Source organism: Gemmatimonas sp., from assembly GCF_027531815.1.
Taxonomy (GTDB): domain Bacteria; phylum Gemmatimonadota; class Gemmatimonadetes; order Gemmatimonadales; family Gemmatimonadaceae; genus Gemmatimonas.
Genome location: NZ_JAPZSK010000010.1, coordinates 111,529 through 128,087, shown reverse-complemented (window position 1 = coordinate 128,087; position 16,559 = coordinate 111,529). Strand labels below are relative to the sequence as shown.

General features: G+C 67.6%; 16 protein-coding genes. 15 read left to right on the top strand and 1 reads right to left on the bottom strand.

Annotation, left to right across the window (positions count from 1 at the left end; translation table 11 throughout):
• Window positions 1–169: 169 nt before the first annotated feature.
• Genes aspS through O9271_RS13155 form a run of 7 tightly spaced genes read left to right on the top strand, consistent with a single transcriptional unit; the run spans window position 170 to window position 8,493 of the window.
• Entirely contained in the window at window positions 170–1,987 is a 1,818-nt protein-coding gene (aspS, locus tag O9271_RS13185) for an aspartate--tRNA ligase (RefSeq protein WP_298270495.1), read from the top strand.
• Window positions 1,984–2,961 (top strand): PhoH family protein, encoded by a 978-nt coding sequence (locus O9271_RS13180; protein WP_298270493.1) that lies wholly within the window; start codon window positions 1,984–1,986, stop codon window positions 2,959–2,961. Before aspS ends, O9271_RS13180 begins: the two co-directional genes overlap by 4 nt.
• Complete coding sequence (ybeY, locus tag O9271_RS13175; protein WP_298270490.1) at window positions 2,958–3,437, top strand: rRNA maturation RNase YbeY; 480 nt, start codon at window positions 2,958–2,960, stop codon at window positions 3,435–3,437. Before O9271_RS13180 ends, ybeY begins: the two co-directional genes overlap by 4 nt.
• A complete protein-coding gene (locus tag O9271_RS13170; protein ID WP_298270487.1) occupies window positions 3,434–4,714 on the top strand; it encodes a hemolysin family protein in 1,281 nt (426 codons plus the stop codon). The genes ybeY and O9271_RS13170 overlap by 4 nt, the downstream gene beginning before the upstream one ends.
• Window positions 4,711–5,661 carry a CBS domain-containing protein gene (locus O9271_RS13165; RefSeq protein ID WP_298270485.1) on the top strand — a complete coding sequence of 317 codons (951 nt, stop codon included), beginning with the start codon at window positions 4,711–4,713 and terminating at the stop codon, window positions 5,659–5,661. Before O9271_RS13170 ends, O9271_RS13165 begins: the two co-directional genes overlap by 4 nt.
• Window positions 5,636–6,802: a methylmalonyl Co-A mutase-associated GTPase MeaB gene (meaB, locus tag O9271_RS13160; RefSeq protein WP_298270483.1), complete on the top strand. Its 1,167-nt coding sequence runs from the start codon at window positions 5,636–5,638 to the stop codon at window positions 6,800–6,802. The genes O9271_RS13165 and meaB overlap by 26 nt, the downstream gene beginning before the upstream one ends.
• Window positions 6,799–8,493, top strand: a complete 1,695-nt coding sequence (locus tag O9271_RS13155; RefSeq protein WP_298270479.1) for a methylmalonyl-CoA mutase family protein — start codon at window positions 6,799–6,801, stop codon at window positions 8,491–8,493. The genes meaB and O9271_RS13155 overlap by 4 nt, the downstream gene beginning before the upstream one ends.
• On the opposite strand, the gene O9271_RS13150 is transcribed toward O9271_RS13155, so the two are convergent.
• On the bottom strand, window positions 8,490–8,930 hold the full coding sequence (locus O9271_RS13150) for a BLUF domain-containing protein (RefSeq protein ID WP_298270476.1): 441 nt from the start codon (window positions 8,928–8,930) through the stop codon (window positions 8,490–8,492). The genes O9271_RS13155 and O9271_RS13150 overlap by 4 nt on opposite strands.
• A 112-nt stretch (window positions 8,931–9,042) precedes the next feature.
• Here O9271_RS13150 and O9271_RS13145 point away from each other — a divergent pair, with 112 nt between their 5' ends.
• From O9271_RS13145 to O9271_RS13110, 8 genes are all read left to right on the top strand, one after another.
• Window positions 9,043–9,798, top strand: a complete 756-nt coding sequence (locus O9271_RS13145) for a class I SAM-dependent methyltransferase (RefSeq protein ID WP_298270473.1) — start codon at window positions 9,043–9,045, stop codon at window positions 9,796–9,798.
• A gap of 76 nt (window positions 9,799–9,874) precedes the next feature.
• Window positions 9,875–10,288, top strand: coding sequence for a cobalamin B12-binding domain-containing protein (locus O9271_RS13140; protein ID WP_291260951.1), 414 nt, complete (start codon window positions 9,875–9,877; stop codon window positions 10,286–10,288).
• Between the two features lie 4 nt (window positions 10,289–10,292).
• On the top strand, window positions 10,293–11,909 hold the full coding sequence (locus O9271_RS13135) for an acyl-CoA carboxylase subunit beta (protein WP_298270471.1): 1,617 nt from the start codon (window positions 10,293–10,295) through the stop codon (window positions 11,907–11,909).
• Window positions 11,909–13,285: an acyclic terpene utilization AtuA family protein gene (locus tag O9271_RS13130; protein WP_343213914.1), complete on the top strand. Its 1,377-nt coding sequence runs from the start codon at window positions 11,909–11,911 to the stop codon at window positions 13,283–13,285. Before O9271_RS13135 ends, O9271_RS13130 begins: the two co-directional genes overlap by 1 nt.
• A 5-nt stretch (window positions 13,286–13,290) precedes the next feature.
• Complete coding sequence (locus O9271_RS13125; protein WP_298270467.1) at window positions 13,291–13,644, top strand: hypothetical protein; 354 nt, start codon at window positions 13,291–13,293, stop codon at window positions 13,642–13,644.
• Window positions 13,641–13,784, top strand: coding sequence for a hypothetical protein (locus O9271_RS13120; protein ID WP_298270465.1), 144 nt, complete (start codon window positions 13,641–13,643; stop codon window positions 13,782–13,784). The genes O9271_RS13125 and O9271_RS13120 overlap by 4 nt, the downstream gene beginning before the upstream one ends.
• A gap of 32 nt (window positions 13,785–13,816) precedes the next feature.
• Window positions 13,817–16,333 (top strand): U32 family peptidase, encoded by a 2,517-nt coding sequence (locus tag O9271_RS13115; protein WP_298270463.1) that lies wholly within the window; start codon window positions 13,817–13,819, stop codon window positions 16,331–16,333.
• A 4-nt stretch (window positions 16,334–16,337) separates the two neighbouring features.
• On the top strand, window positions 16,338–16,520 hold the full coding sequence (locus O9271_RS13110; protein ID WP_291260945.1) for a hypothetical protein: 183 nt from the start codon (window positions 16,338–16,340) through the stop codon (window positions 16,518–16,520).
• Window positions 16,521–16,559 lie beyond the last annotated feature (39 nt).

The window sequence follows — 16,559 nt, the reverse complement described above, 5'->3', positions numbered from 1 at the left end:
GGAGACTAAACGGCGCCAAGAGGCGAGGTCAAGCGAAACGGCGCAGAAAAATGCTACCTTGAGTGACGTAAGGCGTTTATCTTTCACTGTTTGCGTCCTGTTCTGCGTCGTCGCGACGCCGCGTGTCGCGCACGCACCCCTCGCTCCTGCTTGCGGAGTACCGCCCTCGATGTCGTCTTCGATTCCGTCGTCCGTGCTCGCCACGTCCATGCGCACCGACACCTGCGGCCTGCTTCGGCGCAGCGATGTGGGCCGCACCGTTCGCCTGGGCGGGTGGGTGCATCGGAGTCGCGACCTTGGCGGTCTGGTCTTCATCGACCTGCGCGATCGCACGGGGCTGGTCCAACTCGCCTTCGGGCCGGCGTGGAGCGCAGCGGCAGTGCAGGCACTGGCCGCCGCCGTTGGCGTGGAGTCGGTCGTGATGTGCGAAGGGGAGGTCGTGGCCCGCGAGGCCGACCGGCTGAACCCCGACATGGGCACCGGCGAGGTCGAGGTCCGGGTGCACAGTCTGCGTGTCGTGGGGCCTGCCGTCACGCCCGCGCTTCCCGTGGCCCGCGGGCGCGGCGACAAGATGCCCGCCGAGGAACTGCGCCTGCGTCATCGCTATCTCGATCTGCGTCGCCCCGAGTTGCAGGAGAACCTGGTGCTCCGGCACCGGTTGTTGCAGCTGTCGCGGCGCTATCTGTCCGACCACGGCTATCTCGAGTTGGAAACGCCCATCCTCACGAAGCCCACGCCGGAGGGGGCGCGTGACTACCTCGTGCCCAGTCGGGTGCATCCGGGCGAGTTCTATGCGCTGCCGCAGTCGCCGCAGATCTATAAACAGCTGTTCATGTGCTGTGGCTTCGATCGCTATTTCCAGGTCGCCCGCTGCTTCCGTGACGAGGACCTGCGCGCCGACCGGCAGCCGGAGTTCACGCAGATCGACATCGAGGCGTCGTTCATCGGGCGCGAGGACATTCTCACCCTCGCAGAGGGGCTGCTCGGGGCCATGTGGCGCGAAGCCGGCCACGACGACGTGCCGCCGCAATTCGACCGCATGAGCTACGCCGAGGCGATGGAATCGTACGGATGCGACCGTCCGGACCTTCGCTATGGCCTCAAGCTGCACGACTACAGTGCTCTGTTTTCCGCGCTCGACTTTGCGGTAACCACCGCGGCACTGGCGAACGGACACCGGGTGCGTGGCCTCGTGGTGCCCGGCGGCGCGGCGTGGAGTCGCAAGCAAGTGGACGAGCTCGAAGCGCTGGCCAAGGGAGCTGGTGCCGGCGGTCTGCTGCGCCTCCGCAAGGCGGATGGGGCCTACGATGGGCCGCTGGCGAAGTTCCTCACCGACACGGCGAAGCAGACGCTGGCGCTCACTGACGGCGACCTGGCGCTTTTCGTGGCGGCGCCCGACCGCATCAGCAGCCCCGCACTCGATCGGGTGCGGCAGGAGTGCGCGCGCCGACTCGACCTGGTCGACGAGCAGGCGCGCCGCTTTCTCTGGGTCCTCGACTTCCCGATGTTCGAACAGGACCCCGAGACGGGGGCGCTGGCCGCCGTGCATCATCCGTTCACGGCACCGAACCCCGAAGATATGGCCGCCTATCCCGACGAGCCGGCCCGGTGGCGTGCGTTGGCCTATGACGCGGTGCTCAACGGCACCGAGCTGGGTGGTGGCAGCATCCGGACCAGCGACCCCGCCGTTCAGTCGCGCATGTTCGCGCTGCTGGGGATCGGTGATGCCGAGGAGCAGGAGCGTCGGTTCGGCTTCCTGCTTGAAGGATTGCGCGCCGGCGCCCCCCCGCACGGCGGGATCGCGTTCGGCTTCGATCGCATTGCCATGCTGCTCTCCGGTGCGCCGTCGCTGCGTGACGTCATCGCCTTCCCCAAGACCACCGCGGCGCGCTCGCTCTTCGAGGGCGCGCCGGTCGCCGTGCCGGCTGACGATCTTGCGGAGTTGCACATCGCCGTGGCAACGGGCCGACGCGGAGGAACGTCATGAGTGACCCCCGGGGCGATCGGGGGGACGTCACAATGACCCGGGTTTCGGTGGAGGGTGCCGACCTGCAGATGCTGGCGGGGGTGAACGACGGCAACCTCAAGGAACTCGAGCGTGCCACGGGGGCCCGCGTCGCACTGCGGGGGGACCATCTTTCCCTCACAGGGGACATGGACGCCGTCACGCGCGCCGAAGCCGTGGCGGCCGCGCTCGTGGCCCTCGTGCGTGACGGCAAGTCGGTATCGGCCGACGATGTCCTGCGGCTGACGCTCACCGAGCGCCCCGCGGATACGCCGGGCGCAACAAGCAGCACCCTCGCGCTCCCCGGCGCGCGGCGCGGCGTGCAGGCGAAGACGCCAGGGCAGGCGGCGTATCTCAAGAAGATTGCCGAGCACGACATCGTGGTCGGGATCGGACCGGCAGGGACGGGCAAGACCTACCTGGCGGTAGCCGCTGCCGTGGATGCACTCATGCGCAAGCGTGTCCGACGCATCGTGCTGGCGCGCCCGGCGGTGGAAGCCGGCGAGAGCCTCGGCTTTCTGCCTGGCGACATGCAGGCCAAGGTCGACCCGTACCTGCGCCCGCTCTACGACTCCCTCGACGACCTGATCCCATTCGAGCGCATCCAGAAGCTCATCGAGGCGCGCACCATCGAAGTGGCCCCCTTGGCCTTCATGCGTGGTCGCACACTGGGCGACGCCTTCGTGATCCTCGACGAAGCGCAGAACGCGACGGGCGCGCAGATGAAGATGTTTCTCACGCGGCTCGGCGTGAACTCCAAGATCGTCATTACCGGTGACAAGACCCAAGTGGATCTGCCGCGCCGAGAGGAGTCGGGCCTCATGCAGATCGAGCGCATCCTGCACGGGATCGAAGGCATCGCGTTCCACTACTTCAGTGAGGCGGACGTCGTGCGCCACCGGCTGGTCCGCGACATCATCCGGGCGTACAACGAAGACGCGGCGGGTGGAGGATGAGTACGGATCGATTGCCCCGACCGGAACCGCGCGCCGTGGCCATCAGCTGCGAGGGCGTGCGAGTTCCGGTGGCGGCCGACCGGCTGGCGACACTCGCCCGCCAGGTGCTGCAGGCCCTCAGGGTGCCGCGCGCCATGCTTTCCATCACCTTCGTCTCGGCCCGCGCGAGTGCGCGGCTCAACACCACCCATCTCGGCCATACCGGACCGACGGACGTGATCACGTTTGCCCTCGGTGCGGATCCGTCGGGGGCGGTCATCGGTGACATCTACATCTGCCCCGACGTGGCGCGTGCCCAGGCACGGGAGCACGGCGTCGGCGTACGGGAAGAGATTGCGCGTCTGGTCGTGCACGGCACGTTGCACGCCTGCGGGTGGGAGCACCCCGAGGATGAGACCCGCACGACGTCGCCAATGTGGCGACGCCAGGAGCAGTTGGTGCGACGCTTCTGGACCACCTCGACCCCCCGCGCATGAGCGCGGTGGCGTGGGGACTGGCGGCAGCGGGTGCCGCCGTCGCCGCCCTCTCGGCGGTGGCCGACGGGGCGCTGCTGTCGGAGAACGCGCTGCCGGTGAACAGCGACCGGGGGGGCGCGCCACAGCCCTCCGTGGCACGCGCCGTGCCGGCGCGCGAGCAGGCGCATCGCGCTCTGGCGTATGCACGCGTCGTGGGGCATCTGGCGGCCGGCTGCGGTCTTGCCGTGGCGCTCGACCTCACCGGACGCCCCACGCTTGCTCTTGTGGCGGCCCTCGTGCTCCTCGGCCTTGCCACCGTGCTGGTGGCGGAGAGTACCGCCCGCGTGCTGGGGGATGCGCTGGGCGATCAGGCGGCGCTGCGCCTCGCCGGTTTCACCCGGGCGGTGGAACGCGTGTTGTGGCCCGTGGTCGCGCTGGGCAATTGGATGGACGGCCTGTTCGCCGAGGTGGTGTCGGAGTCGGACGCCACGCAGGAGCGGCGCGAGGAGGCCGCGCAGCAGTTTCGCGATGTGGTGACCAGTGAAACCGACGTGTCCGGCGATGAGCGGGCGCTGCTGCTCGGCGTGTTCGAGTTTGGCGAAACGACGGCCGAAGAGGTGATGGTACCGCGCGTGGACATGCTCGGTGTGGAGCGCGAGACGCCGTGGTCGGAGATGGTGGATCGGTTGCGCAGCATTCAGCACTCGCGTGTCCCCGTGTACGAGGAGACGATCGACGAGATCGTTGGCATTCTGTACGTGAAGGATCTCCTGCCGGCGGTCCTGGCTGACGCCGAGCCGGAAGGCGGCTGGACGACGCTCATGCGTCCGCCGGTCTTCATCCCGGCGTCGAAGCGCATTGCCGACCTGCTGCGGGAGTTCCGTCAGGCGCGGCGGCACATTGCCATCGTCGCCGACGAATACGGCGGCACCGCAGGGCTGGTTACAATCGAGGACATCCTCGAAGAGTTGGTCGGCGAGATTCGCGACGAGTACGATGATGAAGAACGCCTCGTGGAGAACGAGGACGACGAGCGGTTCTGGGTCTCGGGGCGGCTGACGCTCGATGATCTCTCGGCGGCGCTGGGGCATGAATTCTCGCGTGATGATGTCTCGACCGTGGGTGGCCTGATCATGGAACTGCTCGGCCGCGTGCCGCGCGCCGGGGAGTCGCTGGTGATGGGACCGTTCAAGGTGATCGTCGAGCGCGTCATTCGTCGCAAGATCGAGCGCGTGTACCTCGAGCGGCTTCCCGTGGCGGAGGCGGCGAGCGACCCCGACGAGGTGGTGGACGCATGACCGGCGTCGTGATTTTCTTTGCGGTCATGGCCATCGCCGTGCTCACCACCGCGGGAACGGCAGTTCGCGCAGTGAGCCGGCTCTGGCTTCGGCACTGGATCGAGCATCAGGTCGGGGGCGTGGGGGCGATGGCGCGATATCTCGAGCGCCCAACCCGGCTGGTGCACACCGCTGGGACCGCCGTGATGCTGATCGTCTTCGCGACCGGGTCGATTATCGCCATGCAGGATGGACTGCGCGCCTGGGTGTTTCTGCGCGACGTCGTCCTGTTCCTGCTGCTCCTCCTCGTGTTCGGCCAGCTGCTGCCGCGCGCCATTGGCCGTCGCTGGGCACCGCAGCTGGTACCGGTTCTCGTTCCCCTTCTGCGCGTCGTCGATCTCGGCCTCGCCCCCTTTCACGCCGTCTCACATGGTGTGCGGCGGCTGGTGGCCCGACAGCAGACCCAGGAGCCGGACGAGGGACGTGACGGCATCGAGGAGTTGCTTCGCGATGGCACCTTCCACGACATCGGTGCCACCGAGGAGATGGAAATCATTTCCGGCGTTGTGCAATTCGGTGACAAGACCGTGCGCGACGTCATGACGCCGCGGAGCGAAATGTTCGGGGTGCAGGACGGACTTGGCCACGCGGAATTGGCCCGGCAGGTCGCCAGCGCCGGGTACAGTCGTGTTCCGGTGTTTGGCGAGTCGCCCGGACAGATCGCGGGGATGGTGCACGTTTTCGACGTCTTCCGCCGCCGGGGGGAGTCGGTGCCGGCCATGCGTCCGGTCGCGACCACGCGCGCCGACACGTCGGCCAAGGAACTGCTCTTCGAACTGCTGCGCTCGCGCCGGCAAATGGCCATCGTACAGGACGAGGGCTCCGTCGTGGGGCTGGTAACCCTCGAGGATCTGCTCGAGGAGTTGGTGGGTGACATCCGGGATGAGCATGACGACAGCAACGAGTGACGCGGGTCGCGTGGGCGCGAGCATGACGCAACTGCTGGAGCAGTTCCGTAACGGCAAACCGGCGGCGCTGGCGCGCGTGGTCAGCATCGTGGAAAACCACCGGGCTGGCTTCGAGCAACTGCTGGCCGCTCAGCACGCGCAGCTCGGACGGGCGCGGCGCATCGGGATCACCGGCCCGCCGGGGGCCGGAAAGAGCACGCTCACCACCCGCCTCACGCGCTTCTACCGTGATGCTGGGCTGACCGTGGGCATCGTGGCCGTCGACCCGACCTCGCCGTTCACCGGTGGGGCCCTGCTTGGCGACCGCATTCGCATGGAAGAGGTCGCCCTCGACCCGGGGGTGTTCATCCGGTCGATGGCCACACGCGGATCGCTGGGCGGACTCGCCACGGCCACCCGGGAAGTGTGCGATGTCCTCGATGGTTTCGGGCTGGACGTGATCATCATCGAGACGGTGGGCGTTGGTCAAAGCGAGCTGGACGTTGCTCGCGCCGCTGACTCCACCCTCGTCGTGCTGGTCCCCGAGTCGGGCGATTCCATTCAGACGCTCAAGGCCGGCGTGATGGAGATCGCCGACGTGTTCACGGTGAACAAGGCCGACCGTCCGGGCGCCGATCGCCTGCGCAACGACATTGAACTCATGCTGGGGTTGCGAGCCGGGCATGGCGCGCAGCACATGCCGGCGCATCACGGGGTGGACCTGCGGCAGGTGGCCGATCGCGACGCCGTGCGCGACGCCATGAACCCGGCGCGTGCGGCACGCGCGGCCGCGCAGGCCGAGCACCCCGAGCAGTGGACGCCGCCGGTACTCCGGTCGGTCGCAGCCCAGAACGAGGGGATCGCGGAGGTGGCTGACGCGCTCGATCGGCACTTCCGCTATCTTGCCACCAGTGGTGAGCTCCGGTCCCGCCGTCGCGCCCGACTTCGGGAGCGGGTGATGGAGGTGGTGGAGCAGCAGCTACGGCAGCGCCTCTGGCGGGACGCGGATACGATGTCCTGGCTCGATGCGCAGCTGGACGGACTCGAAGATGGCACCCTCGTCCCATTCGCTGTGGCGGACACCCTGCGTGCCCGCAGCAGCGCCCTCCTCACCGGCGCCGCCTACGCGCCGCTGCCGACTCCCCAGGGGATCAGCGCATGACCACGGTTCGCGAACTCGAAGACGTCGTACGTCAGCAGCAGCAGGAGCTCGACACCTTGCGGCAGGAAGTGGCGCGGTGGCGTGAGCAGTACGACGGCGGGCGGACGCGGCACATTGCGTACACCAACTCCGCGCAGGAGGTGCCACCGCTGTACACGGCGCTGGATCTCGAGAATTCCGCGGGTACCGCCTTCGAGACGCCGGGAGCGTGGCCGTATACGCGCGGCATTCATCCCACGGGATACCGCGGCAAGCTGTGGACGATGCGGCAGTTTGCCGGCTTCGGCACGGCCCGGGAAACGAACCAGCGCTACAAGTTCCTGCTCTCGCAGGGGCAGACCGGCCTCTCGGTGGCATTCGACTTCCCCACGCTGATGGGCTACGACAGCGACCATCCGCGCTCTGAGGGGGAAGTGGGGAAGTGCGGGGTGGCCATTTCGTCACTGGCCGACATGGAGACGCTCTTCGAGGGGATCCCCCTCGACAAGGTCTCCACGAGCATGACGATCAACGGGCCGGCGATCATTCTGCTGTGCTTCTACATTGCCGCCGCCGAAAAGCAGGGCGTGGATGCAGCGAAGCTCCAGGGGACCGTGCAGAACGACATCCTCAAGGAGTACATGGCGCAGCACGCCTGGTGCTTTCCCATTGAACCCGCCCTGCGCCTCATCGTTGACGGATTCGAGTGGTGCGCCCAGCACGCGCCCAACTGGAATACCATCTCCATTTCCGGCTACCACATCCGCGAGGCGGGGTCCACGGCGGCCCAGGAGCTGGCGTTCACGCTTGCCGATGGTTTCACCTACGTGGAGCGCGGCATCGCGCGCGGCCTCGACGTGGATGAGTTTGCGCCGCGGTTGTCATTCTTCTGGGATATCCACAACGACTTCTTCGAGGAGATCGCCAAGCTGCGCGCTGCCCGCCGCATCTGGGCGCGGCACCTCAAGGAGCGGTACGGCGCCAAGAATCCGCGCTCGTGGATGATGCGCTTCCACTCGCAGACCGCCGGGGTGACGCTGACCGCGCAGCAGCCGATGAACAACGTGGTGCGGGTGGCGTATCAGGCGCTCGCCGCGGTGCTGGGCGGCACGCAGTCGCTGCACACCAACTCCATGGACGAGACGCTGTCGCTCCCCACCGAGGGCGCCGTGCAGGTGGCGCTGCGCACGCAGCAGATTCTGGCCTTCGAGACCGGGGTGCCGAACGTCATGGATCCGCTCGGTGGGTCGTACTATGTGGAGGCGCTCACCGACCAGCTCGAGCGGGAAGCCGAGCAGCTCTTCGCGCAGATCGACGAGATCGGTGGGGTGGTGAAGGGGCTCGAAGACGGGTGGTTCCAGAAGCGCATAGCCGAGAGTGCGGCAAGGCAGCAGTGGGAGATCGAGCAGCGCCGCAAGCTCGTGGTCGGGGTGAACGAGTTCGTCACTGAGGAGCCGGAACTCACCATCCCCATTCTTCGCATCGGGCAGCAGGCCGAGGACGAGCAGCGGGTCAAGATGGCGGCGCTGCGCGCGTCGCGCGACAACGCGCGGTGCCTGCAGAACCTCGAGGCACTGCGCGCAGCGGCGCGCGGCACGGAGAACGTGGTCCCGCACATCCTCGAGTGCGCACGCTCGTACTGCACGCTGTACGAGATTCGTGCCGCGCTCGAAGACGTGTTCGGCGCGTATCGCGAACCCGTGTTCTTCTAGTCGCCCGCCAGCTCGCGCTCCAGTTCGGCGAGGTGCATCAGGAAGGCCGACGCCTGTGTCGCCGTCATGGCACTGGGCGCGAATACTTCCGATCCGGTATCCGCCTGCAGCATGGTACGCCGGCGCGCCATATCCCCGTCTTCCCAGTTCACGACCTTCATGGTCCACTCCGGGAAGGCGCGGGACGCGATCTCGTCCACCGACATGAGCTGACAGTCGTCGTGGCGCCGATCCACGGCGATGCGGTGGTAGAGCGCCGTGACCGCGGCGCGCTCTCCCTCGAGGGCCTGCAGAAACTGCCCGGAACCGTAACAGAGGATGCCGGTGATGCCCTGAGCCATGTTGCGCGTGTGCGCCTGACTCATGATGTCGACCAGGGTGGAGTAAGTCATGCCGCCGGCGGCAGCACTGGAATAGACGAGGCGGATGGTGGGCACAGGATCCGATGCAACGAGGAAGGGTCGGCCCCGGGGGCGTGGCAGCGATCCGCGCCAAGGTGCCGGGGGCATACGGCTTGTGCGGCTTCGTCCCAGTATCTACCGTCTCCGGATGCACAGCAATAGCCCTTGGTGGGCCACCCAGTTCGATCAGCAGTACCTGCACGAGTACGAACCGCTGTTCGACCTTGGGCAGGACCGCCGCGAGGTGGCGCGGCTCCTCGAGGTGCTGGCCCTTCCCTCAGGGGCTCGCGTGCTGGACTGCCCCTGTGGCCAGGGGCGGCATGCCCACCTTCTGGCTGAGGCGGGGTTCAATGTGGACGCCCTCGATTACTCAGCCACCCTGCTCAATCAGGCCAGGGCGCGCGGCACCGGCACGACGCTTCGCTATATCCAGGGCGACATGCGCGCACTCCCGGGGCGCTGGTCGGGCCGCTTCGATGCCGTGGTGAACCTGTTCACCTCGTTCGGGTTTTTCGACGAGCCACAGGACGATTTGCGCGTCTTGGCCCAGTTCGCGCGCGTCCTCAAGCCCGGTGGCGTGCTGGTCTGGCACGGCGGCGCCCGTGACGGTGTGATGGCGAAATTCCTGTCGCGCGACTGGTGGAGCAGTGCCGACGGCACGATGTTCGGACAGGAGCGCCACTTCGACCCGCTTTCCGGCTTCCTCGAGATCACCTCCACCTGGCGTGGCCCGAAGGGACACGGCGAACGGTCGCACCGAATCCGCCTGTACACAGCCTCCGAGCTCGCCAGCCGCATGCGCGACGTAGGGCTCGTGGTGGAGCAGGCCTTCGACTCGTGGAGCCCTCGCCCGCTACACCGGAAGTCCAGCGAGATGATGCTGGTGGCTCGCAAGGACGGGTGAGTATTTTCCGACGTTGGTGCAGCTCGGACTCGCGTTCCGCCCCGCCTCCTGCAGGTCCCTCCGATTCTCCGACCCGATGACCCGACCCATTCGCGTGCTGGTGGCCAAGCCTGGCCTCGACGGACACGATCGCGGCGCCAAGGTAGTGGCAGCCGCGCTGCGTGATGCCGGCATGGAAGTGATCTACACCGGCCTCCATCAGACGCCCGAGATGATCGCCACCGCGGCCGTGCAGGAGGACGTGGATGTGGTGGGCCTATCCATCCTCTCCGGTGCGCACATGACGCTCTTCCCGCGCGTACGAGATCTTCTGCTCGAAGCGGGCCGCGACGACATTCTGCTGACCGGCGGCGGCATCATCCCCAAGGAAGACATGGACGCGCTCCAGGCGCGTGGCGTGGCGCGCCTCTTCGGCCCCGGGACCAGCACCCAGGAGCTGGTAGACTACATCCGCGAGTGGTTCGCCACACGCGAACAACAGGACGCATAAGCGCGTGAGTTCACGACTGCGCCAGCTCGCCGACGACATCCGCGCGCTGGAGGCCCGCCTGCGTTTAGGCGGCGGCCCGGACAAGATCGAAAAGCAGCACAAGCAGGGGAAGCTCGCCGCGCGTGAGCGCGTGGAACGTCTGGCCGATCCGAACACGACATTCCTCGAAATCGGCCTGCTCGTGGCCCATGATCGTTACGACGGTCAGGCGCCGGGCGCCGGCGTCATCACGGGCATCGCCATGGTCGAGGGGCGCGAAGTGGTGGTGGTGGCCAACGACGCCACCGTCAAGGCCGGTTCGTGGTGGCCCGAGACCATCACGAAGATCCTGCGCGCCCAGGAAGTGGCCATGCGCTGCCGGATCCCGATCATCTACCTCGTGGATTCGGCGGGCGTGAATCTGCCGTATCAGGGTGGTGTGTTCCCCGGGCAGTACGGCGCGGCGCGCATCTTTTACTACAACTCCATCATGCGCCGGTACCTGCGCATCCCGCAGTTCGCCGCGGTGATGGGGCAGTGCGTGGCCGGCGGCGCCTATCTCCCCGCCTTGAGCGATGTGATCCTCATGGTGAAGGGCACGTCGTTCATGGGGCTCGGCGGTCCGAATCTCGTGAAGGGGGCCACCGGGCAATCGGTGGACGGCGAAACGTTGGGGGGCGCCGTCACCCACACCGAGATCTCCGGCGTCGCGCACTACGCTCTTGACGACGACCCGTCGTGCCTCGACAAGCTGCGCGAACTCGTGGCGCGGCTGCCGCGTCCGCAGCAGCAGGCGGCGACGACCTGGCGCCCGCCGGCCGAGCCGCCCTCCTCGTTGTACCACCTGCTCCCGGCCGATCACCGCATGCAGTACGACATGCATGCCCTCCTGCGCACGGTCCTCGACGACGGCGCCCTGGATGAGTTCCAGCCGAATCTGGCCAAGGAGATGATCTGCGGGGACGCGCGCATCGAGGGGATTCACGTGGGGGTCATTGCCAACCAGCGTGGACTCATCAAGGGGCGTCCCGGCGAGCGTCCGCGTTTTGGCGGCATCATCTACGCGGAAAGCGCGGAGAAGGTCGCGTACTTCATCGAACGCTGCGACAAGCAGGGACTCCCCATTCTTTTCGTGCAGGACGTCTCCGGCTTCATGGTGGGGCCGGACGCCGAACACGACGGGATCATCCGCGCCGGCGCCCATTTCGTGGAAGCCATGGCGTGCGCGCGCGTCCCCAAGATCGTGCTCACGGTAAATCACGCCAGCGGCGCCGGCTACTACGCCATGGCCGGGCAGGGCTTCGACCCGGATTTCATCTTCTCTTGGCCCACGGGGCGCATGGCGGTGATGGAAGGTGAGGCCGCCGTACAGGCCGTACATGGTCCGGCCCTGGACGCGGCCAAGAAGGCGGGCGACATGCCGACCCCCGAGGTGCTCGAGGCCGTGGACGCGATGCGGGCCGACTACGAGCAGCAGCTTGACGCGCGCTACGCGGCGGCCCGCGGATTCGTGGACACCATTGTCTACCCTGAAGACACCCGTGATCTGCTCGCGATGGCCTTGCGCGCAGCCAACCAGAATCGCGGTCCGCATCTCGGCGCCTTCGTGCTGCCGCCGATGCCGGCCGTCGGAGGCGAATGATGTCGGACGCAGCGCAGGACAAGGTGGTTCGGGTCGCCAGTGGCCAGGGCTTCTGGGGGGACTGGCTCGAGGCGCCTCGGCGTCAGGTGGAAGGTGGTCCGGTGGACTACCTGATGCTCGACTACCTCGCCGAAGTCACGATGTCGATCGTGCAGAAGCAGAAGGAGCGCGACCCGCGCATGGGCTACGCCCGTGACTTCATCGGCGCCATGGAGAGTGTCTTCCCCGCCGTGGCCGAACGCGGCGTGAAGGTCATTGCCAACGCCGGCGGGGTGAATCCCATGGCGTGCGCCGAGGCCGTGCTCGAGGCGGCCTCGAAGCACGGGGTGCGCGGCAAGATCCGCATCGGTGTGGTCACGGGTGATGATATCCTCGACCGCCTCGACACCCTGCTTGCCGAGGGGCACGAGCTCAAGAACATGGACACCGGTGAACCGCTCGCCGGTATCCGCGATCGCGTCCTGTCCGCCAATGCCTACATCGGGTCCACGCCCATCGTGGAGGCGCTGCAGCTGGGCGCCAACGTGGTGGTGACCGGCCGCAGTACGGACACGGCACTCACCATGGCGCCGCTGCGCCACGAGTTCGGCTGGGCGGCCGACGACTGGCACCGGCTCGCGGCCGGTATTGTCGCCGGTCACATCCTGGAGTGCGGCGCCCAGTGCAGCGGCGGCAACTGCCTGCACGAGTGGCGCACCATTCCCGACCTGGCCAACGTGGGCTATCCCATCGCGGAAGCACGCGCCGACGGCACGTTCACCATCACCAAGCATCCGGGCACCGGTGGCCGCGTGAGCGTACCCAGCGTCACGGAGCAGCTCGTGTACGAGATGGGCGATCCGCACGCGTACATCACCCCCGATGTGGTGGCCGACTTCACCAGCATCCGGCTTGCGGCCGATGGCGAGAATCGCGTGAAGGTACATGGCATCACCGGCGGGCCGCCGACGCCGTTCCTCAAGGTGTCCATTGCCTACCGCGCCGGCTTCAAGGCGGTGGGGTCGCTCGTGTATGCCTGGCCCGACGCGATGGAAAAGGCGCAGCTCGCCGATCGCGTGCTGCGCGAGCGACTCGATCGGCTTGGCCTGCGCTTCGACCAGGTACTGAGCGAATTCGTGGGGGCTACCTCGACGCATGGCGCCCTCGCGGGTGACGGCCGCGATGCCCCCGAGGTGCAGTATCGCATTGGCGTGCGTGGCGGGGATCGCGCCGCCGTGGAGCGCTTCACGCGGGAGATCGCGCCCCTCGTCCTGAACGGTCCGCCGAGCGTGACCGGCTTCGCCGGCGGGCGCCCGAAGGTCGAGGAAATCGTGGCCTACTGGCCGGCGCTGCTGGACAAGCGCGCCGTTTCCACCGCTGTCCGCATCGTGGAGTGAACCACATGAACGTTCGTTTGCTCGACATCGCGCACGCGCGCAGCGGCGACAAGGGTGATACCGCCAATGTGGGGCTCATCGCCCTGCGGCCGGAGTGGTATCCCGTGCTGGAGAAGTACGTCACCCGCGATGCGGTGACCGCGCACTTCACCGGGCAGCTCACCGGCGATGTGGTGCGCTTCGAGCTGCCCAATCTGGGGGCACTCAACTTTCTTCTGCACGGCGCGCTCGATGGCGGCGGCACGCTGTCGCTCAAGACCGATGCGCAGGGGAAGGTGTATTCCACGGCGCTGTTGCGGATGGTGATCGACGTGCCCGAGGCTGAGGCCAGGGCGCTGGGGTTGCCGGCCGCCGCATGATTGTGCGATTGCGGGTGGCACTCATCTGCTTCGGGGTGATCGCCTTTACCTTTGCCCAGCAGACGGGGCGGGAGTGGCTGCGCTGGGTGGGGATTGTCCTCGTCGCCACCGCCTTCCTGCTGCGGTTCCTGAAGCGCTGAACGGGAGTTCCGGCCCCCATTATCATTCAGGGATGGCCCGTTCTTCCGTTCCTGAACTGCTCGCCCCTGCCGGCACCATCGATGCCGTTCGCGCTGCCGTCGCGAACGGCGCCAATGCCGTGTATCTCGGCGCGTCCATGTACAACGCGCGCGACGAGGGGGCGCAGCTCACGCTCGACGAACTGGGGCAGGCGTGCGCCATCGCGCATGCGCGCGGGGTGCGGGTGTATCTCACCTTCAACGTGCTCATCAAGCCGCACGAACTCCCCGAGGCACTGCTGTACCTCGGGGAGTGCATCGATCGTGGCATCGATGCGGCCATCGTGCAGGATCTGGGCGTGGTGCGGCTCATCCAGCAGGTGTACCCGCAGCTCGAGGTACACGGCTCCACCCAGATGACGGTGCACGACGTGTCCGGTGCGCGGGTCATGCAGCAGCTGGGTGTGGAACGCGTGGTGCTGGCGCGCGAGAACACGCTCGAGGACATTCGCGCCATTCGCGAGCAGGTGCCGGAGCTGAGCCTCGAAACGTTCGTGCATGGCGCGCTGTGCATCTCGTACTCGGGACAGTGCTTCATGTCGGGGATGATCAGCGAACGCTCGGCCAATCGCGGGTCATGCGCGCAGTCGTGCCGCAAGGATTACACGCTCACCGACGAAGCCAGCGGCGCCACGCTCGACCGCGGCTACCTCATTTCCACGAAGGATCTGGCGGCACACGATCACCTCGAGGAGATCGCGCGACTCGGGGTGGGGTGCCTCAAGGTGGAAGGGCGCAAGAAGAAGCCGGAGTACGTGGCCACGGTCACCAAGGCGTACCGTGGCTGGCTCGATGGCATCGCGCGCGGGGAGTCAGGCCGTGCTCCCACGCCGGAGGAGGTGGAGCCGCTTGTGCAGATCTTCAGCCGCGGCAACACGGGCGGCATGTACGGTGGCCGACAGGGGCGCGAGTACATCACCCGCACTCAGCCGGACAACCGCGGGTTGCCCATTGGGGTGGTCACCGGGGCGGACGGCGCGGCGCTGCTCATCGACGTACAGCGGCCTGTGTCCGTTGGTGATGGCCTGGGCTTCGAAGCGCCCGCCGGTGACAGCGGCGCCTCGCTGGGCGGGACCGTGGCCGAAGCGCGTACGCTGTCGGTGCGCGCGGGCGTGCATCGTCAGGCAGTGCTGGTGAAGAGTGGGCCGCGGGTGACGCGCGTCCCCGAGGGGTGGCATGTGGTGCGGACCACCGATGCGCACCTCATGGACACGGCGCGCCAGTCATTCGCGTCGGTCGCGGTTCCCGAGCGGGTCGGCGTGCAGCGGCTCGACGTGCGCTGCTTCGGGCAATCGGGAAGTCCGCTCAAGACGGTGTGGCGCTGCGGCCACATCGAGGTGACGGTGCGGGGTGACGTGTCGTTGGCGCAGGCGAGCAAGCGCTCACTCGACATGACGCAGCTGCGCGAGCAGTTCGGACGGTTGGGGGGCACCCCGTTCAAGCTGGGCGCCGTGGATATCAGCGGTCTGGCCAGTGGGCTCTTTCTCCCGGTGAGTGAGCTCAACCGCCTGCGGCAGGAAGCCACCGAGCAGATCGAGCAGCAGCTGGGGTGGGCGCGCATGAGCGAGGAAGCGGTGCGCAGCGCGCGCATCGCCGAGTGCGTGTCGCGTGTTCCTGAGGCCACCGTGGCCGCGCGGGTGCCAACGCCCGGCCGGTTTGCCTTGCGTGCCGTGGTGTTCGACGTGGAGCAGGCGCGCGAGGCGGCGGCCGGTGGTGCCACGGAGATCGTGCTCGATCCCTTCCTGCGTCATCCGGCGCCGCCACTGGCGCGGGTGACGGCGCTGCGCGATGAGCTGGCCACCGAGGGCGTCGCGCTGCGTTTGCGCACCCCCAGCATTGTGCGTCCCGAGGAACGTGCCCGACTGGCCAAGTGGTTCGGTCTGGGGCTGCCACTGCTCACGGGCCATCTGGGGCTTGCGGCGGAGTTCGGCGCCGCCGGGCACGATGTGGTGGCCGACTACGCCGTGAACGTGTTCAACCAGCACACGGCCGCGCTGCTCTTCGAGCAGGGGGTACCGCGTATGGTGGCGAGCATCGAGCTCACCACCGACGAGCTGGGGCAGCTGGTGGCGCCGTGGGGCGGGCAGGGCTTCGATGTGCTGGTGTACGGCCGTCCGGAGGGGATGACGATCGAGCACTGCGTGCTGAGTGCGGCCTTCGACCGCGAACCCACGACCTGTCGCGACCTGTGTGTGCAGAAGCACACCAACGTGTCGCTCACCGATCCGGCGGGCTACACTTTCGCGGTGGCTACCGACAGCAATTGCCGCAACCGGCTGCTGCACTCGCGCCCCATCGAGGCCAGCGAGTTCTTCCCGGCGCTCTGGGCGCAGGGAATTCGCGGCTTCCACATGGTGTTCAACGTGCCGGGCGATCCGGTTCGGGAGTTGGCGCGTGCCCACCGTTCGGCGCTCGACGCGCTCGACGCGGGTGAACAGCCCGACGTCCACGCATCACGCCGCCTGCTCAACAACGCCTTTACGCGCGGCCATTTTGCCCGCGCCGTCTGAACGCATGAAGAAATCGATGATGCCGCTGGTCGCCCTGCTCATTGGGCTGTTTCACCTGTATGAGGCCGTCATGGCGGCCTTGGCGGGCGAGTACGGGCGCATGGCCTGGAAGGGTGTGCTCGCCGTGGTGCTGGTGGTGGTGGCGTGGCTCATGAACGATACGGGGAAGCGCTTCTCCGATTCCTGAACGCTGCCCCCCGTCGACGGGCTGCGTTGTGAGGATAGC